Genomic DNA, 26,695 nt, shown 5'->3' with positions numbered 1-26,695 from the left:
AAATACAAACCTTCGAATTTTATCGAAAGAAAGTCGGAGACGATCAAAAAGGGGAGGAAAACCAATGGGAAAGGTCTATATCGTCGGCACTTGCGACACCAAGGGCGCCGAACTGAGCTACGCCAGGGAGGTGGTTCTTTCGGCCGGAGCCGATGCCGTGCTAGTCGATGTCGGTACGCTTGGGGAAGGTGCTGCCGCCGATATCCAGGCGCGCGAAGTCGCCGAATTTCATCCTGAGGGTGCCGTGGCCGTGCTCGGGCAGACTGACCGGGGAACGGCGGTTTCGGCCATGGCCAAGGCGCTGACCGCGTTCCTGAAATCGCGCAACGATATCGGCGCCGTGCTTGGCCTTGGCGGAACCGGCAATACCGCGCTGGTGACGGAGGCGATGCGGACGCTTCCCATCGGTGTGCCGAAACTGATGGTCTCGACGGTCGCTTCGGGCAATGTGGCGCCCTATGTCGGACCGAATGATCTCACCATGATGTATTCCGTCGTCGACGTCGCCGGCTTGAACGCGATCTCGCGCAGAGTGATCGGCAATGCCGGAAATGCTGCAGCCGGCATGGCCGGCAACCCGATCCCCGCCTCTAGCGATGATCGGCCGGGCATTGGCATGACCATGTTCGGCGTCACCACCTCTTGCGTGACCCAGATCCGCGAGATGCTTGGCAAGACGCATGAGATCTACGTCTTCCATGCGACCGGCGTCGGTGGCCAGTCGATGGAGAAGCTTGCCGATTCCGGTCTGCTGCAGGGCGTGATCGACGTGACGACGACGGAGGTGCCCGACCTTCTCATCGGCGGTGTCTTTCCGGCGACCGAGGATCGCTTCGGCGCAATCATCCGCACTGGGCTGCCCTATGTCGGCTCGGTCGGTGCCGTTGATATGGTGAATTTCGGCGCGCGGGACACCGTGCCGGCGCCCTTCCGCGACCGCAGGCTTCACGTCCACAATGCGCAAGTGACCCTGATGCGCACCACCCCGGAGGAAAACCGCAGGATCGGCGCCTTCATCGTCGAACGGCTCAACCGGATGCAGGGTCCGGTCCGCTTCCTGCTGCCGCTTCAGGGCGTTTCAGCGATCGACGCTGCTGGTCAGCCATTCCATGATCCCGAAGCCGACGAGGCGCTGTTTTCCGCCATTCGCGCCGGCTGGCGTGACGCGCCGAACAGGCGCCTCGTCGAGATAGACGCCCATATCAACAGCCCGGAATTCGCCATGGCACTCGTTGCCGGTTTCCATGAGATCCATGCCTGAGGAGAGAGTTTTGACCCGCATCGACAGAAACGACATTCTGAGCAAGCTTCGCCGCAAGATCGTCGATGGCCGGCCGATCATCGGCGGCGGCGCCGGCACCGGCCTGTCCGCCAAGAGCGAGGAGGCCGGCGGCATCGATCTGATCGTGATCTACAATTCCGGCCGTTACCGCATGGCCGGACGCGGCTCGCTTGCCGGTCTGCTCGCCTATGGCAATGCCAACGAGATCGTCAAGGAGATGGGCCGCGAAGTCCTGCCGGTCGTGCGCCACACGCCGGTGCTTGCCGGCGTCAACGGCACCGATCCTTTCATGCTGCCCGACCACTTCCTCGACGAGTTGAAGGCAATGGGTTTTGCCGGCATCCAGAACTTTCCGACGGTCGGGCTGATCGATGGCACATTCCGCGCCAATCTCGAAGAGACCGGCATGGGCTTCGATCTGGAAATCGATATCATCGCCCGCGCCAACGCCAAGGACATGCTGACCACACCCTATGTCTTCAGCAGCGAGGACGCCGTTGCCATGACCAAAGCCGGCGCTGATATCGTCGTCTGCCATCTCGGCCTGACCACAGGCGGCGCGATCGGCGCCGAAACGGCGCTGACGCTCGACGGGTGCGTGGAGAAGATCAACGAATGGTCGGATGCCGCAAGGTCAGTCCGCGACGACATCATCGTGCTCTGCCATGGCGGTCCGATCGCCATGCCTGCGGATGCGGCCTATGTGCTTGCCCGCTGCAGAGGTTGCAACGGCTTTTACGGCGCGAGTTCGATGGAGCGCTTGCCGACCGAGGTCGCGATCCGGGCACAAGTCGAGCTATTCGCAACGATATAGGCATGGCCTGGATCGGGCACGAAGCCTGCTGCCGGCTCCACCGATGTGGGGTGCCGGCGGCGGAGGTCAGTTGTCGGTTCCAGGGCGCCCGATGATCTCGTCCAACTGCCCGACCAGCACGCGGCTGCCCTCCACGTCATCAGCCATCCTGGAAAAGACGTCCGCCATGCCGCGGAAGATGGTCGCGGCCGGATCATCCTCGCCAAGGAAATCGGCAATCTCCTGCATTTCGGCAACCCATCGATAGGCTTTCGGATACATGTCGGGAATGGATCTCGACAGCTTGCGATCGATGTCGGGAAGGCTTTCGGAGAGCTCCGCCTTCAGACTTTCGGCAGCACCTGAACGCGATGCGGTAAGCAGCATGGCAGTGCCAAGGCCGATAAATCCCTTGTTGATGCCGGCATAACACATCTTCAGTGCCGAGGCGGCGCCGAGCGGTCCGTCGAGCCTGCGGATCCGCAGGCCGCAATCCTCGAGCGGCCGGCTTCGCTCCGCAATATCGCCGCTGATATAGATGGTCGGACCTGATTTGCCGGGGACCGGCGGCCCGCCGATGATCGCACCGTCAAGCACCTCGACGCTGCTGCCTTCGAAGCGTGCCGCCAAAGCCTGCATGGTTTTCGGCGCAATCGCGTTGAGGTCGATGAAGGGCGGCGGCGCCTGCATCGCCGATATGTCCGCGACGAGTTCGGCGACCTTGATCGCATCCGCCGGTGGAACGATCGACAGGATCAGCTCGGCCTTCGTCAGCTCCTGGCGGCCGACCGGCACCATGCCGGCTGCCTTTGCCCGGACAATCGTCTGCTCGCTCCTGCCCTCAAGATAGGTCAGCACCGTCGCGCCGTGGTCGATCAGCCGTTTGGCGACAGCGCTTCCCATCGCGCCCGATCCGATAATCGCAAAATCCGGCATTTGAACCTCAATCAATGACGTCATCAGGTTAGAAATGTTGCCGATGGCCATGCCGTCAACTGCGACGATTCAGCCGGAAGCCCTTCCGAAGAGCTGGCCGCTTGGTGCGCGCTGCCGTTGCGGCACGCTTTCTTGATATTCGTCAATGCCGGGACGGTCGACACTGGTATGATCGGTGCTATCATTCGCATTCGAGGATATGGATTTCAATGTATCGGACGATCATCTGCGGCATCGGCATGGGTCCCCGCGAAACGGCCAGCCGCCTTCTGCGCCGGGCTGCTGCGCTGGTGGACGAAGGCGGAAGCATCGTCGTCATGCACGTCATCGAGAATATCCCCCGCCGTCATCTGACGGAGCTTCCCGAGGAATTCGAAACGACCGCCATCGTCGACGCCGAAAAGAAACTAGCATCGCTCTGCAAGGAGATGGAAATTCCGGCGATGATCGAGGTTCGCATCGGCGTTGCAGCCTCCCTGCTCGTCTCCGTCGCAAGGGAGAAATCGGCCGATCTTATCCTGGTTTCATCCCACGTGACCGATATCACCGACTACGTCTTCTCCTCGATCGTCGACAAGGTCGTGCGCCATGCCGGGTGCTCGGTTCTTATCGATCGGCGTCTAGATCACGCGCAGGAAGGCTCGGCATCCGCAGCGGAAGTCGCGGCGTTGTTCTAAGCTCCACAGAGCTTGCGTGACAACGGGCGCTTTATCGGATTGACGTCGATCAGAGCGGTCGGCCTCCCCTCCCCGGCGGTCGCCCGACCACCTATATCATTGCCAAGCCAACCAGCAGGATTCGCTGCCCGACCGGAGATATGTATGAGCCAGGATCCCTACGAGCTTCTGGGCGTGAAACGCGATGCGACGCAAAAGGATATTCAAAGCGCGTTCCGCAAGCTCGCCAAGAAACTTCACCCCGACCTTAACCCCGGCGACAAAAAAGCTGAGGAACGGTTCAAGCAAATTTCAACGGCCTACGAGATCTTGAGCGATGAGGAAAAACGCGGACGCTTCGACCGCGGCGAGATCGATATAACGGGCGCCGAGCGGGCGCAACGCAATTATTACCGCGACTACGCGTCGAAGAGCGGGCCTGGCGATCCCTACCACAACAGCGCCGGCTTTGCCGATTTCAGCGATGCCGACGATATCTTCGCCAGCTTCTTTTCACGTCGTGCCGGCGGTGGCCAGACCCGTGGTCGTGGCCGTGACCGGCAATTTTCCATGGAGGTCGACTTTCTCGAGGCCGTCAACGGCACCAGGACGGAGGTCAAGATGCCGAATGGTCCGGCGCTCGACGTACAGATCCCGCCGGGGACGCGCGACGGCCAGACCTTGCGGCTGCGCGGCAAGGGCGAGCCGGGCATCGGCGGTGGGCCGGTGGGCGATGCCCTGATCGAAATCCGTGTGCGCCCGCACCGCTTCTTTACGCGTGACGGTGACGATATCCGCCTGGAACTGCCGATCTCCTTCAGTGAGGCCGTGCTTGGTGGCAAGGTTCGCGTGCCGACGCCGTCGGGACCGGTCAATCTGACGCTGCCGCCTCATTCGAACACGGGCAAGATCCTGCGTCTCAAGAGCAAAGGTGTTGTAAAACGCGGCGGCGGACACGGCGACGTCTACATCTCGCTGAAGATCGTTCTGCCCGACGCCCCGGATGATCGGCTGACGGCCTTGATGAAGGAATGGGCGACCGCAAACTCCTACGATCCGAGAAAGAACATGGAGGCTTGATCATGGATGATCTCGAATTCCGTCTTTACTTGAAAATTGACATCGTCCAGCTCGACCTCTGGATAGAACAGGGCTGGCTGATCCCGGAGACATCAGGCGGCCAGAGGCAATTTCGCGACGCCGACGTCGCACGCGCTCGGCTGATCCTGGACCTTATGGGAAACATGGGTGTCAACGAAGCCGGCGTCGATATCGTCATGGAGCTGATCGACGAATTGCACGGCCTGCGGGGAACGATGGGCAGGCTGATGACCGCCATCGGCAAGCAGGAGCGGGATGTTCAGCGCCGGCTGTTCGAGAGTCTCGAGGAGATCGACCGGTTTTAGCCAAAACCAGCTTCTATGTGGTGAACCAGTAGCGGACGATGTGGAAGAACAGCGGTGCGGCGAAGGTGATAGAATCCAGGCGATCGAGCACCCCGCCATGGCCCTCGATCACATAGCCCCAGTCCTTGGCATTGAGATCGCGCTTGATGGCCGAGAGCACGAAGCCGCCGAAAAAGCCGGCGACGACGATGACCGTGCTGATGGCAGCGGCCTGCAGCGGTGAAAACGGCGTCAGGCGATAAAGCAGCGTTCCCACAAGGATGGCCGAGGCGCCGCCTCCGACCAGCCCTTCGAGCGTCTTCGACGGGCTGATATTCGGCGAGAAACGGTGCTTTCCGAGGAGCTTGCCCCAGACATATTGGAAGACGTCGCTGAGCTGTACGACCACGACCAGATAGACGAGAAGGAGCGCCGACGGCGTGCCGGTCTCCAGCATGAGGAGTGCGGGAGCGTGGCTGATCGAATAGACCGTCAGCATCAACCCCCATTGCACCCTGGCGCTGCGGGCGAGGAATTCGTTGACGTCACCCGTCAATGTCGCCACCGCCGGCAGGATCAGGAAAGCATAGACCGGGATGAAGATCGCAAACAGGCCGTACCATTCCGTTCCGAGCAGCACGTAATGCAGCGGCAGCACAACGAAGAAGGACAGGAAAAGCGCCAGATGATCGCCGCGCCGCGATGGTGTCAGCGTCCAGAATTCGCGAAGCGCCATAAAGGACAGGAATGCGAACAGGATGACCGTCGCCGTGTCGCCGAGCAGGATCGCGCCGCCGAACACTGCGACCATGATCCACCAGGAGCGAATCCGGGCGTTGAGATTTTGGACGGTAGCGACGGAGCCGGGCTCGGTCGCGCGCCGCTGCAGGACGAAACCGATCGCGGAGGCGACGGCAAGCAGGCCGAGGATGGCGGCCAGGACGATGGAGAACAGGCTGGTCATGCGCTATGCCCCCCATCTGCGAGATCAATGACTGCGGCACGGGCGCGAGCCAGGAAGGCGTCCTTTTCCTCGCCCGGTTCGACGCGCAGCGGCTTGCCGAAGCGCGCCGTGCAGGTGATCGGGACGATCAGCATGCTCCCCTTCGGCAGGATGCGCTGAAGGTTGTCGAGATGGATCGGCACGAGATCGACATCCGGAAAACGGCAGGCGAGGCGATAGATGCCGCTGCGGAACGGGGCGATCTCATCGGTGGCGCTTCTCGTTCCCTCAGGAAAAATCAGGATCGAACGGCCTTCCTCGAGCAGGCGCTCGAGAGGCTCCAGCGGGTTGCTGTCCGGCGGAGGCTTGCGGTCTATCAGGACGGCGCGCAGGCCTTTCTGGGCGATGAAGCGGCGAAAGGCGTTGGTTCCCCAATAATCTCGTGCGGCGACCGGATGGGTCAGCCGGCGCACCGGCCACGGCAGGGCAGCCATGACGGCGACGGTATCGACATGGCTGTTGTGATTGGCGAAATAGATGCGGCGGCGGGGATCGGGCGCGCAGCCCCGCCATTCGCTTCGGGCGCCGACCAGGATACGGACGAACAGCACGAGAAGGCGACGGATGAGCGCGATCATAGTCTCTCCAGGGAACGGGCAAGCGTTATCGTGCGTGTGATGCAGGTGACAAGGCTGCCGGCCGCGATGACCGCGCATGCCAGGATCAGCGACCAGTGGCTGCCTGATAACAGCGTCTCGACGCTCTGGGCGAGGAGGCCGGCCGTCAGCACCGCCATGCGGCGCTGCTTGGCCATGATGCCGCTGAAGTCCTGGGGAAGACCGACCGATCCTCCGAAGACCCTGACATAGGCGGTGAGTGCGGCGAGCAGAGCAGCGAGCCAGCCGAGCCAGCCAAAGCCGCAGGCATAGCCAGCCGCGACGAGAAACAGGCTGTCGGCGACCCGGTCGGGAAATTCATTGTAGAGCGGCCCGCTCTTGGTTTTCTTGCCGCCTTCGATCGCGACCATTCCGTCCAGCAGATTGCAGACGAGCCGCAGTTGCACCGAGATCGCGGCGCAAACCATGGCAATCGGATGTGTTGTGAAAACGATGAGCGCTGCGCCTATACCCGCGAATACGACCGATAAAAGCGAAATGCCGTTCGGTGTCGCGCCGCTCCGCGCCAGCCACGCGCTGAGGCCGATGGCCCAGGACGACGACCGGCTCGCGATCGGTCGCCGCGAGGCGCCCTCTTCTTCCCCCATTTCATGTCCCCCAACCCCGATGATCCTTGCATATCCTGCCGACGTCGTCACGCCAAGATGTAACACCTTGTAAATCCAGCCGATCGCCTCCGCGCTTCGGCGAGCCAGCGGCGAGCATGGGTCGAACAGCCTGATTTTTAAGCCTGTTTGCTGCTTGACACATTTTTGGGCGCTACTATGATTTTTGAACCAAATGGTAAAAAAGGGGAACAATCAATGACCAAAGATATCCTGATTTCACGCCGGGCAGTGATCGCGTCCGGCATTGCGCTCGGGGTCAGCGGCTTTGCCCCGCTGGCAAGGGCAGCTGCGCCGCTGAAGGTTGCCGGCATTCATGCGTCGCCGGTCGAAAATGCCTGGAACTCCTGTCTGCACAAGGCCATGCAGGACGCAGCCAAGGAAGGCGTCATCGAATATGTCTTCTCCGAAGGCGTCTCCGGCACCGACTATCCGCGCGCCATGCGCGAATATGCCGAACAGGGCAACAAGCTGATCATCGGCGAGGCCTATGCGGTGGAGAAAGAGGCCCGACAGGTCGCGACCGACTATCCCGACACCGCTTTCGTGCTGGGTTCGAGCGGCGAGCAGGCCGGCGACAATTTCGGCGTCTTCGGCACCTGGAACCATGACGGCGCCTATCTCGCCGGCATGCTGGCGGGCAAGATGACCAAGTCGAATGTCGTCGGGTCGGTCGGCGCCATTCCGATCCCCGAGGTCAACATGCTGATCAATGCGTTCGCGGCGGGCGTCAAGGCGGTGAACCCGGAGGCAAAGCACCTCGTCTCCTTCATCGGCACCTTCTTCGATCCGCCGAAGGCCCGTGAAGCCGGTCTTGCTCAGATCGACGCCGGCGCCGACATCCTGTTCGGCGAGCGCATCGGCACCGCCGATGCCGCCAAGGAGCGCGGCATCAAGTCGGTCGGTTCGCTGATCGACTATACGCCACGTTATCCCGATACGGTGTTTGCCAACGCCATGTGGTATTTCCGCCCGATCCTGGACGCTGCGATCGCCGATGTCGCTGCCGGAAAGCCGGTCGGCAGGAACTACACGTCCTACGGCCTGATGAAGGAAGGCGGCAGCGATATCGTCTTCGTGAAGGGCGTGGCACCGGCCGAGGCGGAGGCTGCGATGGAAGCCAAGCGGGCGGAGATCAAGGCCGGCACCTTCGAAGTTCCGAAGATGATGGACGAGCCGAAGTAATTCGGCTGATGCGTGGCGATGCGACAGATCTGGCGGCAGCGATCAGGCATGGCCAGCTGAGCGCTGCGGAGGCGATGCAGGCTTCTCTTGAGGCAGCTGCGCGGCTGGAACCACTCGGCGCCATCGCCTATCTTGATGGCGCCATGGGCCGAGCCTCGGCCGACGACCGCGACCTGGAGCGGCGGAGCGCGCCCAATCGCTTTGCCATCAGGCCCTTTGCCGGCGTGCCGACCTTGGCGAAGGATCTTGGCGGCCCCTTTGCCGGGCTGCCGGTCACGGCCGGTTCCCGTCTCTTTGAAAGAAAAGGCGGCGAAGCGGACTCCGATCTTGCTGCCCGTTTCCGCGACGCCGGCTTTTGCCTGTTCGGCCTGACGACGAGCCCGGAATTCGGCCTGTCGCTTGCCAGCGAACCGATGATCGGGCCTGTCTGTCGTAATCCGCTCGATCCGGCACGCACCGGGGGCGGCTCTTCCGGTGGTGCGGCGGCAGCGGTTGCTGCCGGTATCGTCGCGATCGCGCATGCGACCGATGCCGGCGGCTCGATCCGTGTGCCCGCCGGCTGCTGTGGCCTTGTTGGAATGAAGCCGACGCGCGGTGCCATTCCGGGCGGGCCATCCTTCGGCAATCACCTCGCCGGTATCGCGAGCGAACTTGCGGTCTGCCGTTCGGTGCGGGATACGGCGCTGATTTTCAACAGGCTGAGCGGCAAATCGCGAGGACCTTTTCCGGACCCCTCCCCTGTCAATATTGATAACGGCCGTTTGCGGATCGGCCTGCTTGTCGATACCGGATCGGCCTACCCGACGGAGGGTGATCGGCTCGCAGCCGTCGAAGGTGCGGCGCGTGCGCTCGAAAGCGACGGACACGAGATCGTTCCGCTCGCCTGGGCCGAGTTCGAATGGAGCGTCGCTGCCAGCGGCAGCACCTTCGCCGATATCGTCTCCGTCAACCTTGCGGCACTCATCAAGGCGGCGGCTCTTGATGAAAGCAGGGCCGAGCCTCTGACGCAGGCCTTCGCGGCGCGCGGACGGGCGCTTCCGGCCACATCGCTCTGGAACACGCTGAACGATGCCGTCCTGGTGAGTCATAAGCTCTGGGCGCTGTTCGACAGGGTCGATTGCGTCCTGATGCCGATGCTTTCCTCCGCGCCCCTTGCGATCGGCTCCTTTCCGTCCGATCATGCCGATACGGATCTGCATCTCGAGCGGATGACGGCATTTGCGCCGCTTGCCTGCCTCGCCAATATTTCGGGTTTTCCTGCTTTGACGCTGCCTTTCGGACAGGATGAGCACGCCCTGCCTCTGCCGGTGCAGATCATGGCGCCGATGGGCCACGAGCCACGTCTCCTGTCGCTTGCCGCACGCCTGGAGGCCGAGGGGCGGTGGCAGCATCGGTTTCCCGTCGCAGGACTGCCGTCATGATCGGACCGGTGCTGGAGATTATAGGCGTCAGCAAGCGTTTCGGCGCCACTCTCGCCAATGACGATATTTCCATGACCCTTGCCAGGGGTGAGGTCGTGGCGCTGCTTGGCGAGAACGGTGCAGGCAAGACCACGCTGATGAGCATCCTTTTCGGCCACTACATGCCGGATGCCGGCCGAATTCTGATCGAGGGCACGGAGGTGCCGCAAGGCAAGCCGCGCGCGGCGATCCGCGCCGGTGTCGGTATGGTGCATCAGCATTTCTCGCTCGCGCCCAATCTGACCGTTCTCGAAAATGTCATGACCGGCACGGAAAAACTGTGGTCCTGGCGCTCGGGAACGCCAGCGGCGCGGAAGAAACTCTTGGCAATTTCCGAGCGCTTCGGCCTCAAGGTCGATCCGGATGCCCGCCTCGCCGACCTGTCGGTCGGCGAGCAGCAGCGCGTCGAGATTCTCAAGGCGCTCTATAACGATGCCCGCATCCTGATCCTCGACGAGCCGACGGCAGTGCTGACCAATATCGAGGCCGAACGGCTGTTCACGACACTGAGGGAAATGGCCCGCCAGGGCCTGTCGCTGATTTTCATCTCGCACAAACTCGACGAGGTGATGGCCGCGGCCGACCGCGTCGTGGTCTTACGCGGCGGCAAGATGGTCGCCGAACGCAAGGCGTCGGAAACCAGCAAGGCGGAGCTCGCCGAACTGATGGTCGGGCGCCGCGTGACGCGGCCCGTGCGCGAGCCGTCGACACCCGGCGCCGTTGCCCTCGAAGCGGCCGATGTGACGGTGCGCACCGGCGGCATCGATCGGCTGAAATCGATCAGCTTCCGGCTGCACCAGGGCGAGATCCTCGGCATCATTGGCGTTTCGGGCAATGGCCAGGCGGCACTGGCGCATCTGCTCTCCGGTATGCTGGCGCGCAGCGCCGGCGACCTGCTGCTGTTTGGCGAAGCCATCGGCAATCTTGGTGTTACCGATGTCGTCGAAGCCGGCATCGGCCGCATTCCCGAGGACCGCAACGAAGAGGGCGTGATCGGCGAAATGGCGATCTGGGAAAACGCCGTGCTGGAGCGCATCGCTTCGCCGGCCTTTTCGCGCCTCGGTCTCGTCAACCGCAAGGCGGGCATGGCCTTCGCCAGGGAGATCATCGACGGGTTCGATGTCCGCGGCGGCGGGCCAGCCATCCGCACCCGGCTGCTCTCCGGCGGCAATATGCAGAAACTCATTCTAGGCCGCAACCTGCATCGGCGGCCGCGCATCCTGATCGCGGCGCAGCCCGCGCGCGGTCTCGACGAAGGGGCCGTGGCCGCTGTCCACGCACGCCTGCTCGAAGCGCGCCGGCAGGGTACTGCCGTGCTGTTGATCTCGGAAGACCTCGACGAGGTGATCGCGCTGGCCGATCGCATACAGGCGATCGTCGGCGGCCGCCTGTCTCCGCCCGTCGCGGCCGAAAGCGCCGATGCCCGCAGGCTGGGGCTGATGATGGCCGGCGAATGGCAGGAAACCCCAGAGGCCGGCCATGCGATTTGAGCGCCGCGAACATCGCCCGCTTTACCTGCTGATCGTCACGCCTGTCGTTGCGGTCATTGCCGCACTCGCGCTGGCGGGTATCCTGATCGCGATTGCAGGTGCGCCGGTGCTCGATGCCTATTGGCGCATCCTGACCGGTGCCTTCGGCTCGCGGCTGTCAGCGACCGAAACGCTGACGCGGGCTACGCCACTGATGCTGACGGGGCTTGCCGCCGCCGTCGCTTTCCGGGCGCGGCTGTGGAATATCGGCGCTGAGGGCCAATTCTATCTCGGCGCTATCGCCGTTGCGGCGGCGAGCTCGAAACTGCTCGGCAATCTTCCCGCACCCATCCTCATTCCACTGCTGCTGCTGATCGGCGCCATTGCCGGCATGGTGCTGATCCTGATCCCGCTCTGGCTCAGGCTGCGCTTCTCGGTCGATGAAGTCGTCACCAGCCTGCTCCTGAACTTCATCGCCGTGCTCTTCGTCTCGATGCTGATCGATGGCATCCTCAAGGATCCGCTGGCCTTCGGCTGGCCGCAGTCGCAATCCGTCAGCGATCACGCCATGCTGCCGAAGCTGATCGCCCGCTCACGCCTGCATATCGGCTTGGCGATCGCGATCGGGCTGGCCATCATCGTCCATTTCGTCCAGTCCCGCACCGTGTTCGGCATGCAGTCGCGCGCCGCGGGCCTCAATCCCGGCGGCGCGGTCTTTGCCGGCGTCCCGCTCGGCAGAACGCTGGTGAAGGTCGCCTGTCTCTCGGGCGGTCTTGCAGGGTTGGCGGGAGCGATCGAGGTCATGGGCGTCAAGGGTTATGTGACGACCGATCTGTCGCCGGGCTTTGGCTATGCCGGTATTGTTGTCGCCATGCTCGCTAACCTCAATCCGCTCGGCGTCGTCTTCGCCGCCATTTTCACGGCCACCATGTTCGTGGGTGCTGACGGCATGAGCCGCGGCCTCGGCATCCCGACCTATATCGCCGACGTCACGGTGGCGCTGTCACTGCTGACGATGCTGATCGCCTTGTTCTTTACCCAATACAGGATCCGGCGATGATGCAGCTGTTCGACATCATCGCTTCCGCCGGGCTTTGGGCGGCAATCCTGCGGATCGCCACGCCGCTGATTTTCGGCACGCTCGGCGCCCTGCTCTGCGAACGGGCCGGCGTGCTCAATCTCGGCATCGAAGGCATCATGACCTTCGGTGCGATGATCGGCTGGCTTTCCGTCTATCACGGCGCCGATCTCTGGACCGGCTTGCTGATTGCGGCGGTGGCCGGCGGCGTCTTCGGCCTGCTGCATGCGTCGCTGACGGTGACGCTCGGCCTCTCCCAGCATGTCTCCGGTCTCGGCGTCACGCTGTTTGCCTCCAGCTTCAGCTATTATGTCTTCCGGCTGATCGTGCCGCTTGCCAACACCCCGCCCACCATCGTGCCGTTCCAGCCGATCGCGATACCAGGCCTCTCGACCCTGCCTTTCATCGGGCCGGCCTTTTTCACGCAGACGGCGCCGACCTATCTTGCGATCCTTATCGCCCTGCTGATGGCCTACATCATCTTCCGCACGCCAATCGGCCTTGCAATCCGCATGACCGGCGAGAATCCGCATGCGGCGGAAGCCCAGGGTGTCAATCCGATGAAGGTGCGCTACGGCGCGGTGATTGCCGGAAGCGCACTGATGGGAATGGGCGGCGCCTTCCTGACATTGTCGGCCTTCAACAGCTTCTTCCCGACCATGGTGCAGGGGCGTGGCTGGATCTGTATCGCGCTTGTCGTCTTCGCCTCCTGGCGGCCGGGCCGCGCGCTTTTCGGTGCTCTGCTCTTCGCCTTCTTCGATGCCTTTCAGCTTCGGCTGCAAACCGCACTGAGCGGGCTCGTGCCCTATCAGCTCTTTTTGATGACGCCCTATATCCTTTCCATTGCCGCCCTTGCCGTCATGGCCCGCCGCGCCCGCGTTCCACAGGCGCTGATGCAGCCCTATCGCCGCGGCGAACGCTGAACCACTTCTGTCCAATGAGGCTCCGATGTTCGATCTGATCGTCAGAAATGCAAATCTCCCAGATGGCCGAAAGGGGATGGATATCGGCATCCAGGGCGGTAAGATCATCGCTCTCGAGCCTAATCTCCAGGCGCAGGCGGGGGAAGAAATCGACGCAACTGGCCGGCTGGTCAGTCCGCCCTTTGTCGATCCACATTTCCACATGGATGCCACCCTGTCGCTCGGTCTGCCGCGCATGAACGTCTCCGGCACCCTGCTCGAAGGCATTGCGCTCTGGGGAGAGTTGCGGCCGATCGTGACGAAGGAAGAATTGGTCGATCGTGCGCTGCGCTATTGCGACCTCGCGGTCACTCAAGGGCTGCTCTTCATTCGCAGCCATGTCGATACCAGCGATCCCAGACTGGTGACCGTCGAGGCGATGATCGAGGTTCGCGAGAAGATCGCGCCCTATATCGATCTGCAGCTGGTCGCCTTCCCCCAGGATGGTTATTACCGCTCGCCGGGCGCAATCGACGCGCTCAACCGCGCCCTTGATATGGGTGTCGATATCGTCGGCGGCATTCCCCACTTCGAACGGACGATGGGTGAAGGCAAGGCGTCGGTCGAGGCGCTCTGCCGCATCGCCGCCGATCGCGGCCTGCCGGTCGATATGCATTGCGACGAAACCGACGATCCGCTCTCGCGCCATATCGAGACGCTGGCTGCGGAAACCATCCGCCTCGGCCTGCAGGGGCGCGTCGCCGGCTCGCATCTGACCTCGATGCATTCGATGGACAATTATTATGTCTCCAAACTCATTCCGCTGATGGCGGAGGCCGAGATCAACGTCATCCCCAATCCGCTGATCAACATCATGCTGCAGGGCCGGCACGACACCTATCCGAAACGCCGCGGCATGACCCGCGTGAGGGAATTGATGGATGCAGGGCTCAACGTTTCCTTCGGGCATGATTGCGTCATGGACCCCTGGTACTCGATGGGATCGGGCGACATGCTGGAGGTCGGCCATATGGCAATCCATGTCGCGCAGATGGCCGGCATCGACGACAAGAAGAGGATCTTCGATGCCCTGACCGTCAATTCGGCGAAGACGATGGGACTTGCAGACTACGGCCTGGAAAAGGGATGCAATGCCGACCTCGTCATCCTCCAGGCGAGCGACACGCTGGAAGCGCTGCGGCTGAAGCCGAATCGGCTGGCGGTGATCCGCCACGGCAAGGTCATCGCCCGCTCGGCGCCGCGCATCGGCGAACTTTTCCTGGACGGACGCCCGGGACGGATCGACGGCGGCCTGGATTACGCACCTCGTTATTGAGGTATGGTGGTGGCTTTCCGGCTTAACAGAGCAGCTTCCATCTGCGCCAAAACAAAAAGCGCCACGAAGCCGCCCAGCCCCTAACCTAAATGTGGAAAGCAAGTGTCTTGTGATGCACTATTCGCTTACGGCACGGGCGTTGCGAGCGGTTTAGCTTGCTGAAGATATTTCCGTGAAGCATTCGCTTCGCCTGACTGCGCATAACATCGGGTTTTGCGACATCGCAAATATCAGTCGCAAAACCGTCGCTTTAATCGGGAGTTTGCGAAATCCACCGGCAAGGAGGCGCGATGAGTGTAGGAGATGAAGTTGTTGGTACTGCTTCCACATCCAGCGATTTTGAGAGTTTGCACGAGATCCTTGAAAAAGCTCACCAGGTTCTGCCGAAAGAAAAATGGGATAGCCTCACAGGTGGCGCGGAAACGGAAACAACGCTCAAACGCAACCGCCTAGCCATCGATTCCATCGCCTTCAAACCGCGTGTGTTACGCAACGTCAGCGCCGTAGACCTTTCCGTCGAGCATTTCGGCCGCAAGCTGCGATTGCCGGTATTTTTCGCGCCTACCGGCCCATTGAACGTATTTGGCTCTGGCGGAGGCGCAACGGTTGCAACAGCCGCTCAAGCTTTCGACATAGGCCACATGCTCAGCTCAGGCTGCACACCGCTTGAGACTGTCGCCGAAGCAGCTCCATTAGCGCTACGAATGGCGCAGCTCTATGTCAGAGGCGACGATGGCTTCGTGCATGAATACATTGGTCGTACGCTTGCGTGTGGCTGTGCAGCAATTTGCCTAACCGTCGATAGCGCGGTCCTCGCCCGACGTGACCGCGATATTGCTAATCGCTATCGGACAGCTGGATTGGGGAAGCAGCCTGATCAGTCCTACCAGGCCGGCCTTGATTGGCGAACTGTCAAATTGATCAAGGACACCTACGACATTCCGCTCGCGCTCAAAGGTATTGTTACGGCCGAAGATGCTCGTATTGCTGTCGATCATGGCGTGGATTGGATTTATGTTTCGAACCATGGTGGCCGTCAGCTCGACCATGGTCGTGGTACAATGGATGCCTTGCCCGAAATCATCGACGCTGCAGCCGGCCAAGCAAAGATAATGGTCGATGGAGGATTCTGTCGCGGATCGGACATCATTAAAGCCCTCGGGATAGGTGCGGACCTCGTAGGCCTTGGCCGCATGCAGTGCTACGCCCTTGCTGCGGGAGGCGGGGCCGCAATTATTCGAATGCTTGAGCTGCTGGAAGACGAAATGCTTCGTTCCATGGCTTTGCTTGGCGTCTCGGCCATTGGGGAGTTGGGCCGATCGTACCTGCATCCGGCAACCCCAGTCACCATACCAAGCGCCTTAAGCGCTTTTCCGCTGATAAATTTGTCGCGAAATTTCTGATTTTCGAACGTTGCAAAAGTCAGCGTATCATCTCGTGCAGAGATCGGGATTATTGCGAACGTTGAGAGATATCCGACGTGGCGCACGTTTCTTTGGCATCATCGATCATTCCATCATGTTGCAAACTTGTCCGCTGTCATCCATTCGCATGACAGGTCAGGGCGCCTCTCCATGCCAGGCTGCGTGGATGAAAGCGCCAGGACAGGAGGGAAATTGTGGACATCTACGGTCTCGCCGTCACACACATTCACACTGCGGTGCGACCGGTACGGATGAGTGCCTGGGCCGAGGACCGCTACTACTCGAACCAGATGGACCTGCGGCGCTTGAACCCGGGGCTGCGTGGGTCGATCGCGATAGCGGCCGGCCTGACCCTAATCCTTGGCGTAACTTTGATCTGAGGCAGTCTCGTGGCACAGGATACCAGCCGTGCTATGCTACTGCGTGACGTCACCGGAGATCGTGGGATGGACGAAAGCGAGGCTAACAAGGCCGCGATCCTGGCAGTGATCCGCAGCGAGACTGAGGCTTGGCTGCAGCGGGACTTCGACGCATTGGCGAGCCACTGGGTGCAGTCACCGCAAACCAGGCGGATGGAATACTACGCCTCCCTGGGCACTCGGGTCGACGAAGGCTGGGACGCGATTGCCGCACGACTTAAGAGGATCGTGGAGCGTTTCCCCCAAAAGCGCGCTTTTTCGGAGCATGTTCGGTGGCAGAAGGTCAACGTTATCGTTGCCGAGAACATGGGCTGGGTCACTTATGACCAGACCGGGATCGATGGCGGCGATGATCTCAAACGCGAGCTAAAAATTCTACACAGGGTCGATGGTGTCTGGAAGATCGGCTGCGTGGTGATGATGGAGGGTAGCATCGAGCAATCGAACTTCCCGCTGATCGAGATCGATGCGGATACGCGCATTCTGTGGACGAACCGACTCGCGCAGGAGCGGATACGCGGCCATCAGGGACTCGCCGTCGCTGCCGGTCGACTCCGCGCTCGGCGGCGCGAGCACGACCCTGCGCTTCGTGAAGCCGTCCGCCTGGCTTTTCGCGAACTGCAGGGGCAGACACGGCTAACCTTATCGCCGAAACAGGCTTGGGCGGTTTCACTTGGCGAGGATGCGGCGGGGGTGCCGATGCACTGCTGGGTCCATCTCGAAGATGGCAAGGCGCTGGTGTCGTTCGACGATGCGGAGACGGTCGCGCGCCGGATCGATGGGGCGCGGGAGATCTATGGTTTGTCGCCCGCGCAGGTCAGGCTTGCCCGCCTGATCGTCGATGGCCACGACCTCGCGGGTGCCGCAAACCTTCTGGCTGTTAGCGTCAATACGCTACGCACTCAGCTGCAGCGTATTTTCGACAAGACCGGCGTGCGTAGCCAGGCTGCATTGGTGCGTTCGCTGCTCGGCGTCGAGGTGCCCAACAAGTGACCGTACTTCGGGGCGCTGCACTTTCCGTCGGCGGAACGACCATGATCGAAAATCCGTCTTATTCAGGAGCCTATTTCTTCGAAGCCTCGTAGAGCGCCTTTGTTTCCGCGTTCATCGGGTAGAGGCCGGGCAACGGCGTGCCTTCTTCGATCCTGGTCATGATCCAGGCTTCCATGCGCTCCTGTTCCGGCGCTTCGGCCAGCACCGCCTCGAGCAGATCGGCCGGGATCAGCACGGCGCCGTCCTGGTCGACGACGATGATATCATCCGGAAAGACCGCAACGCCGCCGCAGCCGATCGGCTGCTGCCAGGCGACGAAGGTGAGGCCGGCGACCGAAGGCGGCGCCGAGACACCACGGCACCAGACCGGCAAGTTGGTGTCGAGCACGCCGGCAAGGTCGCGCACGACGCCGTCAGTGACGAGGGCTGCAACGCCTCTCTTCTGCATGCGGGCGCAGAGGATATCGCCGAAGATGCCGGCATCGGTAACGCCCATCGCATCGACGACGGCAACACAGCCCTCCGGCATCGCTTCGATCGCGGCGCGCGTCGAGATCGGCGAGGCCCAGGATGCCGGCGTCGCCAGATCTTCGCGAGCCGGAACGAAGCGGAGGGTGAAGGCTGGGCCGACGATGCGTGGCTGGCCGGGCTTCAGCGGAACGGCGCCGCGGATCCAGACGTTCCGCAGGCCCTTCTTCAGAAGAACGGTCGTCAGGGTCGCCGTCGAGACGGTCTTGAGGGTTGCTATCGCTTCAGCGCTGAGGGCCATCGGGTATCGGTTCCAATTCGGTTTCTATCAGATGCTCTGGATCATGCCGCCATCGACGCGGATCACCGATCCGGTGAGATAGGAGGCAGGCTCGCTCGCCAGGAAGGTGACGACATTGCCATATTCTTCCGGTCGGCCATAGCGGCCGAGCGGAATGCTGCCGGTGCTTTCTGCGATGACGTCATCGATGGAGCGGCTTTCGCGTTTGGCCTTCTGCTCGTCGAGGAAGGTGATGCGGCCGGTGGCGATCCGGCCCGGCAGGACGATGTTGACGGTGATGCCGTCGCGCGCGACCTCGCGCGCCAGCGTTTTCGACCAGCCGACCAACGAAAGGCGCAGCGCGTTGGAGATGCCGAGATTGGGGATCGGCGCGACCACGCCCGACGAGGTCGAGGTGACGATGCGCCCCCATTTGCGCGCCCGCATCTGAGGCAGCACACGATCGGTAATGGCGATGACGGAGAGGACCATACTCTGGAAATACTGGTTCCAGAGCGTCGGATCCTGGCCGGAGACGGTTGTCGGCGGTGGGCCGCCAGTATTGTTGACGAGGATGTCGGCCGGTCCGAATTGGCGTTCGATTGCAGCGACATGCGCATCGATCGAGCCGAGATCGGAAAGATCCCATTGTAGTGCCAGCGCCTTGCCGCCTTCAGATTCGATCGCAACCGCGGTCTTCTCAGCGGCGGCGAGATCGATATCCGCCGCAGCAATTCTGGCGCCTTCGCGCGCAAGCTTGACGGCAATCGCGCTGCCCAGTCCGCCGCCGGCGCCAAGCACCAGGGCCGTCTTGTCCTTCAGGCCGAAATCCATTCCATCCGTCTCCTCAATGATCGGCCATCTTTCGGAACAACGGACTATAAATAAAATATGGCTTCTGCTTCGTTCAAGAGATAGAAAAACTATCGATGGACACACGCTTTCTCGAAACCTTCATTGTCGTTGCCGAGCGGCACTCACTGGCGGAAGCCGCCCAGCGGCTGAACCTCACGCCTGCCGCTGTCGCCCAGCGCATCCGCGCATTGGAGGCCGAGCTCGGGGTGCGGCTGCTGGTGCGCTCCGGCCGCGTCATGCGGCCGACGGAGGCGGGTTTTGCCATTCTCGACCGTTGCAGGGATCTGGTGCGCGATACGCGCGACCTGAAGGCGATGGCCGGTACCGCGACGATTTCGGGCGAGATGCGGATCGGGGCGATTAACACAGCTCTGACCGGCCTCGTGCCCGACATTCTCCACCGTCTCGCCCAGGACTATCCGATGATCGAGATCTTCCTCAAGCCGGGCGCTTCGATGGACCTCTATGCCGAGGTTTTGAACGGCGCGCTGGACGCGGCCTTCATTATCGAGCCGCGATTTCCGATGCAGAAGACGTTGACCTTCAACAAGCTGCGCCAAGAACCCCTGGTGCTGATCGCTCCGCGGGGCTGCGAGGGGGCGGATCCGCTCGAACTGCTGCAGACCCTGCCCTTCATCCGCTACGACCGCAACCAGTGGGGTGGTCACATCGCCGATGAATATCTGCGCGAGATCGGCATCCACCCGGTCGAGCGTTATGAGCTCGACGCGCTGGAGGCGATCGCGGTGATGGTAGACCGCGGCCTCGGGATCTCGATCGTGCCGGATTGGGCGCCGCCCTGGCCGGCGGGATTAGATATCGTCAAGCTGCCCCTGCCCCGCTCGTCCGCCGTTCGCACCGTCGGCATCGTGGTGACGCGATCCTCGCCGAGGACAAATCTCGTCGCCGCGCTTCTGGAAACCAGCCGCGCGGCGATGGGAGCCTGATCAATTTCAGGCGATCTTCTGACGAACCGGCAGTTTCCAGCCGGGCCGGACAAAGTGGCAGGTATAGCCGTTTGGAATCCGCTCCAGATAATCCTGGTGCTCGGGTTCCGCCTCCCAGAAATCGCTAACCGGCACGACTTCGGTGACGACCTTGCCGGGCCACAAGCCTGATGCATCGACATCGGCGATCGTATCCCTGGCGACGCGCTCCTGCTCAGGGGTGACGTAGAAGATTGCCGAGCGGTAGCTCAAGCCAACGTCGTTGCCCTGGCGGTTGCGCGTGCTCGGGTCGTGGATCTGGAAGAAGAATTCGAGGATTTCCCGATAGCTGATCCTTGAGGGATCGAAGATGATCTCGATCGCCTCGGCATGGGTTCCGTGGTTGCGATAGGAGGCATTCGGCACATCGCCGCCGGAATAGCCGACGCGGGTCGAGATCACGCCCTTGTATCGGCGGATCAGGTCCTGCATGCCCCAGAAGCAACCGCCGGCGAGGACTGCACGTTCTTCGGTCATTGGATATCTCCTTTTCCGCAAGAGATAGTATCTCCTGCCGCCGATTTCCACACGGTGCAAAGAGCACAGCTGTGCAATTTCCTCCAGATACGCCCGATCTGTCATGTCGATGTTACGCGCCGGCGCTAGCAAGGCCTCAAACAATCCTGCGGAGGCTGAGCCTCGACACCTGATGGAGACGGGTTATGAATAGACGCGAATTTCTGATCACATCGTCAGCTGCAGCCGGTCTGCTGGCTCTTCCGCGTTTCGCATCGGCTGCGGCCGGCACGATCGACCTCTACAGCGGTTCGGATGCCAATATCGTCGACCTCTGGAACAACGTCATCCGTCCGGCCTTCGAAAAGGCGCATCCGGGCGTTGCCCTGAAGGTGACCGACGCCGGCGACAATAACGGTTTGCGCGCCATCGCCGACCGTGCGCTCGCCGCACTGAAGACGAAGACCGATCCGCAGGCCGACCTTTTCGAGCAATTCGATCCGCGCCTGCCATCCGGCGGCATCGATGCCGGCCTCTGGGTCAAGTTCTCCGCCGAGAACATCGAGGGTTACGACCATATCAACCCGCTTGCCTTCGATACTCCCTTCTCCCTTCCTTATCGCGGTTCGCAGGTGCTTCTCGCCTACGACACGACCAAGCTCGATCCGAAGAATGCACCGAAGAGCTGGGATCAGCTCACCGCCTGGATCAAGGCCAATCCGGGCCAATTCATCTACAACCGTCCCGACAAGGGTGGTTCTGGCGGAAATTTTGTCCGCCGCGCGATTCATGAGGCGAACGGCCGCGATCCGAAGAAGTTCAAGGTCGACAATTTCACCGCCGACTTCGCCACCGAGGCGCTGACGCCGGCCTGGAAGATCCTCAACGACCTCGCCCCGGCGCTTTACGACAAGGGCGCCTATACGGCCGGCAACACCCAGTCGATCCAGCTGCTCGCCCAAGGCGTCGTCACCATGGTGCCGGTCTGGTCGGACCAGGTGCTGCAAGCGATCTCCCAGGGTGTGCTGCCTGATACGACCGGCCTTGTGCAGCTTAGCGATCTCGCCCTTTGCGGCGGCTTCTCCAGCATCACCGTGTTCTCGAACGGCGCCAACAAGGATGCGGCGCTCAAGCTTGCCGCATTCATGCTGACGAAGGAAATGCAGGAAGCAATCATCACCGAGATCGGTGGTTTCCCCGCCATCTCTTGGGATCACATTTCCGACGATCTCCGCAAGAAATATGCCGACGTCATTCCGTCGACCATCCCGACCTTCCCGGGCGGCGATTGGGAAAAGGCGATTGCCGACGGCTGGTACCGCAATGTTGCGCCAAGCATCAGCCGCACCTGATGTCCACTGACACTGCGCCGGCGGTTCTGCGCCGTCACCGGTCCATCAACAGGGGGAGTTCTATCGGGCTCCTCCTCGTTGCCCTGCCGGTCCTCCTGCTCGCATGGCTGATCGTCCTTCCGATCTTTTCAGCGGTCGTCGGCACGATCTTCGTTCGAGGCCCTGACGGCGCGACGGAATTCTCGCTTGCCTCCTATCGCTTCTTCTTCACCGATGGCTACAGCCTCGGCAATCTGTGGCTGACGCTTTGGACCACCGCCGTCTGCGGCATTCTGCTTCTGGCGATCGGTCTTCCGATCGCACTTTACCTCCGGTTCTCGCAAGGACGCCTTGTCGCCTATGTGCAGGCTCTTGCGATCTTCCCGATGTTCGTGCCGTCGATCATCCTTGCCTATGCGCTGATCCGGACCATCGGGCCAAACGGCACCGTCGACCTGTTGCTGAATTCAGTCAGCCTGCCGAAGCTGCGCACGCCCTATCTGACGCCGTGGGGACCGGTCATCGGCCTCGTCTGGGACAATCTTCCTCTGACGGTGCTGATGCTGACGGCGGGGCTTTCCTCCGTTTCGAACAGCGCTATCGAGGCCGCCCGCGATGTCGGCGCAGGCCCGCTCCGGGTGTTCATTTCGATCATCCTGCCGCGCATGGGCAATTCCCTGCTGGTGACCGCGTCCTTCGCCGTGCTCGGCATCTTCTCCGCCTTCACCCTGCCCTATGTGCTCGGCTCGGCATCGCCTGAAATGATGGGGCCGTTCATGCAGCGCACCTTCGCCGACATGAACGACCCGCTGAACGCCATGACCCAGGCCGTCATCACATTCGGCTTCTGCCTGGTCTTCGGTATCTTCTACATCAGGTCGATCGCCCGCAACCGCGAGGCCCAGCCATGAGTGCCGGTAGATCGGGCACGGATCTTCGCTTCGACTGGATCGGCATGCTCTTCGCGTGCCTGCTGACGCTGTTCATCGCGCTGCCGCTGATCGTCGTCGGAACATGGGCCTTCACCGAGGTCTGGCGTTATCCATCGGTGATCCCGCAGCAATTCGGCCTGCGTTTCTGGGGCCAGACGCTGGCGCGTCCGGATGTCTGGGAAGCTCTCTTCCTCAGCCTGCGGCTGACGACGACGGTGACCATCCTTTCCGCCGTGATCTGCCTTCCCGCGGCTTACGCCTTCGCGCGCATGCGCTTTCCCGGCAGGAACATCCTGTTCCTGTCGTTCCTCGCATCGCATGCCTTTCCGAAATTCGGCCTGCTCGTCGCGATTGCCGGCATCTTCCTGCAGCTCGGCCTGATCAGCACTTTCTGGGGCGTCGTGCTGATCCAGCTGGTCGGCACGCTGATGCTGATGATCTGGATTCCGGTCGCAGCCTTCCAGAATGTCGACCGGCGCATGGAGGAGGCGGCGCGCGATGCCGGCGCAACGCCGCTGCGCGTCTTCTGGTCGATCACCCTGCCGCAGGCCGGACCCACAATCGCCGCCGCACTGCTTTTGACCTTCGTCGGCACCTTCTACGAGACCGAAGGCGCCTGGCTGATCGGCGCGCCTCAGGTCCGCACCATGCCGGTGCTGATGATCAGCTTCATCAACAATCAGATCGTCGTGCAATACGGCGCCGTGCTCTCCGTCATGCTGTGGGTGCCGTCCTTCGTCGCGCTGATGTTTGCACGCCGCGTGATCGGCACCGGCGCCTTTGCGAGAGGCTTCGGCGCATGAACCGCGGCAACATCAGTGAGCATGATGTCGTCCGAAAACCGCTCACACTTTTCGGCATCATGCTCTAGTTCAGGGAAGGGTTTGAGAATGGCGCATCTTTCGATCGAGGGCGTTTCGAAGCTGTTCGGGACCACCTTTGCCGTTCGCGACTTCTCGCTCGAAGTGGGCGACGGCGAGCTCGTCTGCCTGCTCGGCCCATCCGGCTCCGGCAAGTCGACGCTTCTCAGAATGATCGGCGGCTTCGAGCGCCCGAGCGACGGAACCATCCGCATCGACGCGAGGGATGTGACGACGCTGCCGCCCGAGCGACGCCCGACCGGCATGGTGTTCCAGAGCCATGCGCTCTGGACGCACATGGATGTCTTCAACAACATCGCCTTCGGTCTAAAGCTCCGCCGGCTGCCGAAAGCGGAGATTCGCCAGCGTGTCGAGGATGCTTTGGCTTTGGTTGGCCTGGCCGATTACGGACGGCGGATGACGACGCAACTCTCCGGCGGCCAGCAGCAGCGCGTCGCGCTTGCCCGCTCGCTGGTGCTCGAACCGAAGATCCTTCTGCTCGACGAGCCCTTCGCCAGCCTCGACCAGCATCTGCGTGAAAGGCTGCGGGAGGAAGTGCGCGATATTCAGCAGCGCCTCGGCATCACCACGCTCTTCGTCACCCATGGCCAGGACGAAGCCTTAGCGCTCGCCGACCGCATCGTCGTCATGCGCGACGGGTGCACCGAACAGATTGCGCCGCCGAGCACCATCTACCGCGAGCCGCAGACGGCCTTCGTCGCCGGCTTCATCGGCTCGATGAATTTCGTCCAGAGCCGCATCAGGAACGGTGTCTGCGAGCACCCGCTGTTCCCGCTTGCCGTTCCCGTCGAGGATGGGCCGGTGACGCTGGCCGCCCGCCCGGAAGCACTGACGATCCGTTCCTCGGGCCGAGGTGATGCCGCGACAGTCCATCGCATCGTCGATTTCGGCACCCACAAGATGGTCGATGTCGATCTTGCCGACGGCAGCCGCCTGAAGGCAATGGTGGCGCCGGACGATCGGATCCGGGCCGGGACGAGGGTCGAGCCGAGTTTCGTCGGCTTTTTCGTCTTCCGCGACAACGAACTCGTCCATCAGTCGATGCCGGCAAAGGGCGATGTGGAGATCGAAGAGCTCCTGCGGGTTTAAACGGGAGGAATGCGCCGGTTCACGCCTTGCTCTGGAAACCTTTCAGCAGCCAGGAATGCAGCGCCTTGCTGGCGGCAAGGATATCGCCCCGCCCGTTGACTTCAGCCCCGGAAAAACGGGTGACGATGCCGCCCGCCTCTTCGACCAGCAGCGCCGAGGCGCCGAAATCATGGATCGCGAGCCCGTCCTCGAAGAATCCGTCCAGCCGGCCGCAGGCGACATAGGCGATCGACAGTGCCGCCGAGCCGAGGCGGCGCACACCCGCCGTGTTGGCCATAAGCCGTTTGACGGCTTCGAAATAGGTTTCTTCCGCAACCGCCTTGACCTGACCGGGGATCGGCAGCCCGGCGCCGACAAGCACATTCTCGATATCGCCGACATTGGCGCAGTGGATGCGTTCGCCGTTGAGATAAGCGCCGCCCCCGATCTCGGCGCTGAACAGCTCGTCCTGCATGGCGTCATAGACGACGCCCATGACGAGCCTGCCGCCTTCGACGATCGAGATCGTCATGCCGAAATGCGGAATGCCCCAGGCGTAATTGGTCGTGCCGTCGATCGGGTCGATGTAGATGATCGGCGTGTCCGGACCCGCCGTGCGGTTGCCGACGGCTTCCTCGCCCTGGATGGCATAGTCCGGGAAGGCCTTCGCCATCTCGTCGACGATGATCCGCTCGACGGCGACATCGATTTCGGTCTGATAGTCGCGCGGCGCCTTGGCGAGCATTTCCTGGGACGTGCGCCGCCGCAGGGAGCCGCGGGCGGTTTCGCCCGCCTTCAATACCGTTTCGGCAAGCACGACAAGGCGGGACGAGGCGGTCGGGGAAAGACGCGCGGAAATCGGGGAAGATGTCATGAGAAAAGTCCGGATGCTTCTGATATGACGGAGTGAATCGCGAGGAGCCCATCCCTTCGCAGAGGCCGATGATGATTTTATGAAGCGCGCTCATACCGAGCGGATTATCTCAGGATCGCTTCAAGCTCGGAAATGGTCGGAAACGCCTTTCTCGTTCCATGTCTTGAGACGGTGATGGCCGCGGCTGCAACTGCGTGTTCGATAGCTAGCCTGTCCAGGCGCTGTCCGCGCAGCGCGCAGGATGCAAGTGCTGCGGCCATGAACGTATCGCCTGCGCCCGTGGTATCCACAACATCGCAGATCTGGGCGGGCACTTCGATGCTATCGTGCCGGTTCACGAGCGTCGCGCCGTCGCCGCCCAGCGTCAGGACGATTTCGCGCAGCCCCCGGCTCAACAGATATTCGGCTGCATCCCTGCCCGTCGCTCCCGTCAGGGCCTGCGCCTCACCCTTGTTGAGGAAGGCGATGTCGATCAACCCCCAAAGATCGGAGAAATAGGAGCGCACCGGCGAGGGATTGAACGCGGTGATCATGCCGATCTCTCTTGCATGCTCCAGGATATCGCGGGTCGTCTGGTCGGACAGGTTGCCCTGCAGCATCATGAGATCGCCGGGGCCAGCCGTCGACAGGATCCGCCTGACATGAGACAGGGACAGGCTCTGCGCCGATTCCGTCGTCGTGACGATGGCATTTTCGCCGCCCGGCAGCCGGAAGATGATCGAGACGTCGCTCGATTCATTTTCCATTTCGATCAGTTCGCTCCGAAGCGGCTCGTCGGCGAGGTAATGGCGTATCGTATCGGCTCTTGCATCCCTGCCGACGGGCGCCACAAGCGTTGTCGGAACGCCGCAGCGGGCCATGACGACCGCCTGGTTCGTGCCCTTGCCGCCGAGATCGCTGCCCCCGGCATTGCCGAGGATGGAGGCACCGATGACGGGAAGTTCGGAGACGGCGATGGTTTCGTCGATGGCGACGTTACCGACTATGTAGGCGCGCATGCATCTGCTTTCGCAAGGTGAAG

28 protein-coding genes are annotated in these 26,695 nt (G+C 62.1%); 19 read left to right on the top strand and 9 right to left on the bottom strand.

The genetic code is table 11. The annotated features are described in order from the left end of the window. The first annotated feature begins 64 nt into the window (after positions 1-64). Positions 65-1,261, top strand: coding sequence for a Tm-1-like ATP-binding domain-containing protein (locus B5P46_RS01170; protein ID WP_129417089.1), 1,197 nt, complete (start codon positions 65-67; stop codon positions 1,259-1,261). Between the two features lie 10 nt (positions 1,262-1,271). Next, a complete protein-coding gene (locus tag B5P46_RS01165) occupies positions 1,272-2,096 on the top strand; it encodes a phosphoenolpyruvate hydrolase family protein (RefSeq protein ID WP_206735295.1) in 825 nt (274 codons plus the stop codon). A 66-nt stretch (positions 2,097-2,162) separates the two neighbouring features. On the opposite strand, the gene B5P46_RS01160 is transcribed toward B5P46_RS01165, so the two are convergent. Beyond that, positions 2,163-3,062 carry an NAD(P)-dependent oxidoreductase gene (locus B5P46_RS01160; protein WP_129417087.1) on the bottom strand — a complete coding sequence of 300 codons (900 nt, stop codon included), beginning with the start codon at positions 3,060-3,062 and terminating at the stop codon, positions 2,163-2,165. Positions 3,063-3,220: 158 nt separating this feature from the next. On the opposite strand from B5P46_RS01160, the gene B5P46_RS01155 reads away from it, so the two are divergent. From B5P46_RS01155 to B5P46_RS01145, 3 genes are all read left to right on the top strand, one after another. Beyond that, the gene (locus B5P46_RS01155; RefSeq protein WP_129417086.1) at positions 3,221-3,688 is read left to right on the top strand and encodes a universal stress protein; all 468 of its coding nucleotides are present in this window, start codon (positions 3,221-3,223) and stop codon (positions 3,686-3,688) included. Between the two features lie 144 nt (positions 3,689-3,832). Further along, positions 3,833-4,747: a DnaJ C-terminal domain-containing protein gene (locus B5P46_RS01150; protein WP_129417085.1), complete on the top strand. Its 915-nt coding sequence runs from the start codon at positions 3,833-3,835 to the stop codon at positions 4,745-4,747. A gap of 2 nt (positions 4,748-4,749) precedes the next feature. Further along, positions 4,750-5,073: a chaperone modulator CbpM gene (locus B5P46_RS01145; RefSeq protein WP_129417084.1), complete on the top strand. Its 324-nt coding sequence runs from the start codon at positions 4,750-4,752 to the stop codon at positions 5,071-5,073. A 13-nt stretch (positions 5,074-5,086) separates the two neighbouring features. Here B5P46_RS01145 and B5P46_RS01140 read toward each other — a convergent pair whose 3' ends face one another. Genes B5P46_RS01140 through B5P46_RS01130 form a run of 3 tightly spaced genes read right to left on the bottom strand, consistent with a single transcriptional unit; the run spans position 5,087 to position 7,259 of the window. Further along, the gene (locus tag B5P46_RS01140; protein ID WP_129417083.1) at positions 5,087-6,016 is read right to left on the bottom strand and encodes a phosphatidate cytidylyltransferase; all 930 of its coding nucleotides are present in this window, start codon (positions 6,014-6,016) and stop codon (positions 5,087-5,089) included. Then, complete coding sequence (locus B5P46_RS01135) at positions 6,013-6,633, bottom strand: lysophospholipid acyltransferase family protein (protein ID WP_129417082.1); 621 nt, start codon at positions 6,631-6,633, stop codon at positions 6,013-6,015. The genes B5P46_RS01140 and B5P46_RS01135 overlap by 4 nt, the downstream gene beginning before the upstream one ends. Beyond that, on the bottom strand, positions 6,630-7,259 hold the full coding sequence (locus B5P46_RS01130) for a CDP-alcohol phosphatidyltransferase family protein (protein WP_164986417.1): 630 nt from the start codon (positions 7,257-7,259) through the stop codon (positions 6,630-6,632). The genes B5P46_RS01135 and B5P46_RS01130 overlap by 4 nt, the downstream gene beginning before the upstream one ends. Positions 7,260-7,475: 216 nt before the next feature. Here B5P46_RS01130 and B5P46_RS01125 point away from each other — a divergent pair, with 216 nt between their 5' ends. From B5P46_RS01125 to B5P46_RS01085, 9 genes are all read left to right on the top strand, one after another. Then, positions 7,476-8,462: a BMP family protein gene (locus B5P46_RS01125; RefSeq protein ID WP_129417081.1), complete on the top strand. Its 987-nt coding sequence runs from the start codon at positions 7,476-7,478 to the stop codon at positions 8,460-8,462. Positions 8,463-8,470: 8 nt separating this feature from the next. Further along, on the top strand, positions 8,471-9,883 hold the full coding sequence (locus B5P46_RS01120) for an amidase (RefSeq protein ID WP_129417080.1): 1,413 nt from the start codon (positions 8,471-8,473) through the stop codon (positions 9,881-9,883). Continuing rightward, positions 9,880-11,412: an ABC transporter ATP-binding protein gene (locus tag B5P46_RS01115; RefSeq protein ID WP_129417079.1), complete on the top strand. Its 1,533-nt coding sequence runs from the start codon at positions 9,880-9,882 to the stop codon at positions 11,410-11,412. Before B5P46_RS01120 ends, B5P46_RS01115 begins: the two co-directional genes overlap by 4 nt. Then, a complete protein-coding gene (locus B5P46_RS01110) occupies positions 11,402-12,451 on the top strand; it encodes an ABC transporter permease (RefSeq protein ID WP_129417078.1) in 1,050 nt (349 codons plus the stop codon). The genes B5P46_RS01115 and B5P46_RS01110 overlap by 11 nt, the downstream gene beginning before the upstream one ends. After that, positions 12,448-13,392, top strand: coding sequence for an ABC transporter permease (locus tag B5P46_RS01105; protein ID WP_129417077.1), 945 nt, complete (start codon positions 12,448-12,450; stop codon positions 13,390-13,392). The genes B5P46_RS01110 and B5P46_RS01105 overlap by 4 nt, the downstream gene beginning before the upstream one ends. A 25-nt stretch (positions 13,393-13,417) precedes the next feature. After that, positions 13,418-14,707 carry an amidohydrolase family protein gene (locus B5P46_RS01100; RefSeq protein ID WP_129417076.1) on the top strand — a complete coding sequence of 430 codons (1,290 nt, stop codon included), beginning with the start codon at positions 13,418-13,420 and terminating at the stop codon, positions 14,705-14,707. Between the two features lie 290 nt (positions 14,708-14,997). Then, positions 14,998-16,110 carry an alpha-hydroxy acid oxidase gene (locus B5P46_RS01095; RefSeq protein ID WP_129417075.1) on the top strand — a complete coding sequence of 371 codons (1,113 nt, stop codon included), beginning with the start codon at positions 14,998-15,000 and terminating at the stop codon, positions 16,108-16,110. 215 nt (positions 16,111-16,325) lie between these two features. After that, positions 16,326-16,511 (top strand): hypothetical protein, encoded by a 186-nt coding sequence (locus tag B5P46_RS01090; protein ID WP_129417074.1) that lies wholly within the window; start codon positions 16,326-16,328, stop codon positions 16,509-16,511. Between the two features lie 66 nt (positions 16,512-16,577). Further along, positions 16,578-17,543, top strand: a complete 966-nt coding sequence (locus tag B5P46_RS01085) for a LuxR family transcriptional regulator (protein ID WP_245456081.1) — start codon at positions 16,578-16,580, stop codon at positions 17,541-17,543. A 70-nt stretch (positions 17,544-17,613) separates the two neighbouring features. Here the strand turns inward: B5P46_RS01085 and B5P46_RS01080 are convergent, their stop codons facing one another. Further along, positions 17,614-18,312, bottom strand: coding sequence for a ribonuclease activity regulator RraA (locus tag B5P46_RS01080; RefSeq protein ID WP_129417073.1), 699 nt, complete (start codon positions 18,310-18,312; stop codon positions 17,614-17,616). Between the two features lie 27 nt (positions 18,313-18,339). Beyond that, complete coding sequence (locus tag B5P46_RS01075) at positions 18,340-19,125, bottom strand: SDR family oxidoreductase (protein ID WP_129417072.1); 786 nt, start codon at positions 19,123-19,125, stop codon at positions 18,340-18,342. A 95-nt stretch (positions 19,126-19,220) separates the two neighbouring features. Here B5P46_RS01075 and B5P46_RS01070 point away from each other — a divergent pair, with 95 nt between their 5' ends. Next, positions 19,221-20,093 carry a LysR family transcriptional regulator gene (locus B5P46_RS01070; RefSeq protein WP_129417071.1) on the top strand — a complete coding sequence of 291 codons (873 nt, stop codon included), beginning with the start codon at positions 19,221-19,223 and terminating at the stop codon, positions 20,091-20,093. 6 nt (positions 20,094-20,099) lie between these two features. Here B5P46_RS01070 and msrA read toward each other — a convergent pair whose 3' ends face one another. Beyond that, on the bottom strand, positions 20,100-20,609 hold the full coding sequence (gene msrA / locus B5P46_RS01065; RefSeq protein WP_129417070.1) for a peptide-methionine (S)-S-oxide reductase MsrA: 510 nt from the start codon (positions 20,607-20,609) through the stop codon (positions 20,100-20,102). Between the two features lie 185 nt (positions 20,610-20,794). Here msrA and B5P46_RS01060 point away from each other — a divergent pair, with 185 nt between their 5' ends. From B5P46_RS01060 to B5P46_RS01045, 4 genes are all read left to right on the top strand, one after another. Next, on the top strand, positions 20,795-21,940 hold the full coding sequence (locus B5P46_RS01060) for an extracellular solute-binding protein (protein ID WP_129417069.1): 1,146 nt from the start codon (positions 20,795-20,797) through the stop codon (positions 21,938-21,940). Beyond that, positions 21,940-22,830, top strand: coding sequence for an ABC transporter permease (locus tag B5P46_RS01055; RefSeq protein WP_129417068.1), 891 nt, complete (start codon positions 21,940-21,942; stop codon positions 22,828-22,830). Before B5P46_RS01060 ends, B5P46_RS01055 begins: the two co-directional genes overlap by 1 nt. Further along, entirely contained in the window at positions 22,827-23,654 is an 828-nt protein-coding gene (locus B5P46_RS01050) for an ABC transporter permease (protein ID WP_129417067.1), read from the top strand. Before B5P46_RS01055 ends, B5P46_RS01050 begins: the two co-directional genes overlap by 4 nt. 87 nt (positions 23,655-23,741) lie before the next feature. Continuing rightward, positions 23,742-24,821 carry an ABC transporter ATP-binding protein gene (locus B5P46_RS01045; RefSeq protein ID WP_129417066.1) on the top strand — a complete coding sequence of 360 codons (1,080 nt, stop codon included), beginning with the start codon at positions 23,742-23,744 and terminating at the stop codon, positions 24,819-24,821. Positions 24,822-24,840: 19 nt separating this feature from the next. Here the strand turns inward: B5P46_RS01045 and B5P46_RS01040 are convergent, their stop codons facing one another. Together B5P46_RS01040 and B5P46_RS01035 are read right to left on the bottom strand one after the other, a co-directional pair. Further along, positions 24,841-25,674, bottom strand: a complete 834-nt coding sequence (locus B5P46_RS01040; RefSeq protein ID WP_129417065.1) for an inositol monophosphatase family protein — start codon at positions 25,672-25,674, stop codon at positions 24,841-24,843. 104 nt (positions 25,675-25,778) lie between these two features. Then, a complete protein-coding gene (locus B5P46_RS01035) occupies positions 25,779-26,672 on the bottom strand; it encodes a ribokinase (RefSeq protein ID WP_129417064.1) in 894 nt (297 codons plus the stop codon). Positions 26,673-26,695: the final 23 nt, after the last annotated feature.

The organism is Rhizobium leguminosarum (assembly GCF_004123835.1).
GTDB lineage: Bacteria > Pseudomonadota > Alphaproteobacteria > Rhizobiales > Rhizobiaceae > Rhizobium > Rhizobium leguminosarum_M.
Note: the sequence above shows the minus strand (reverse complement) of the source record. Positions and strands in the feature narration are given on the sequence as shown.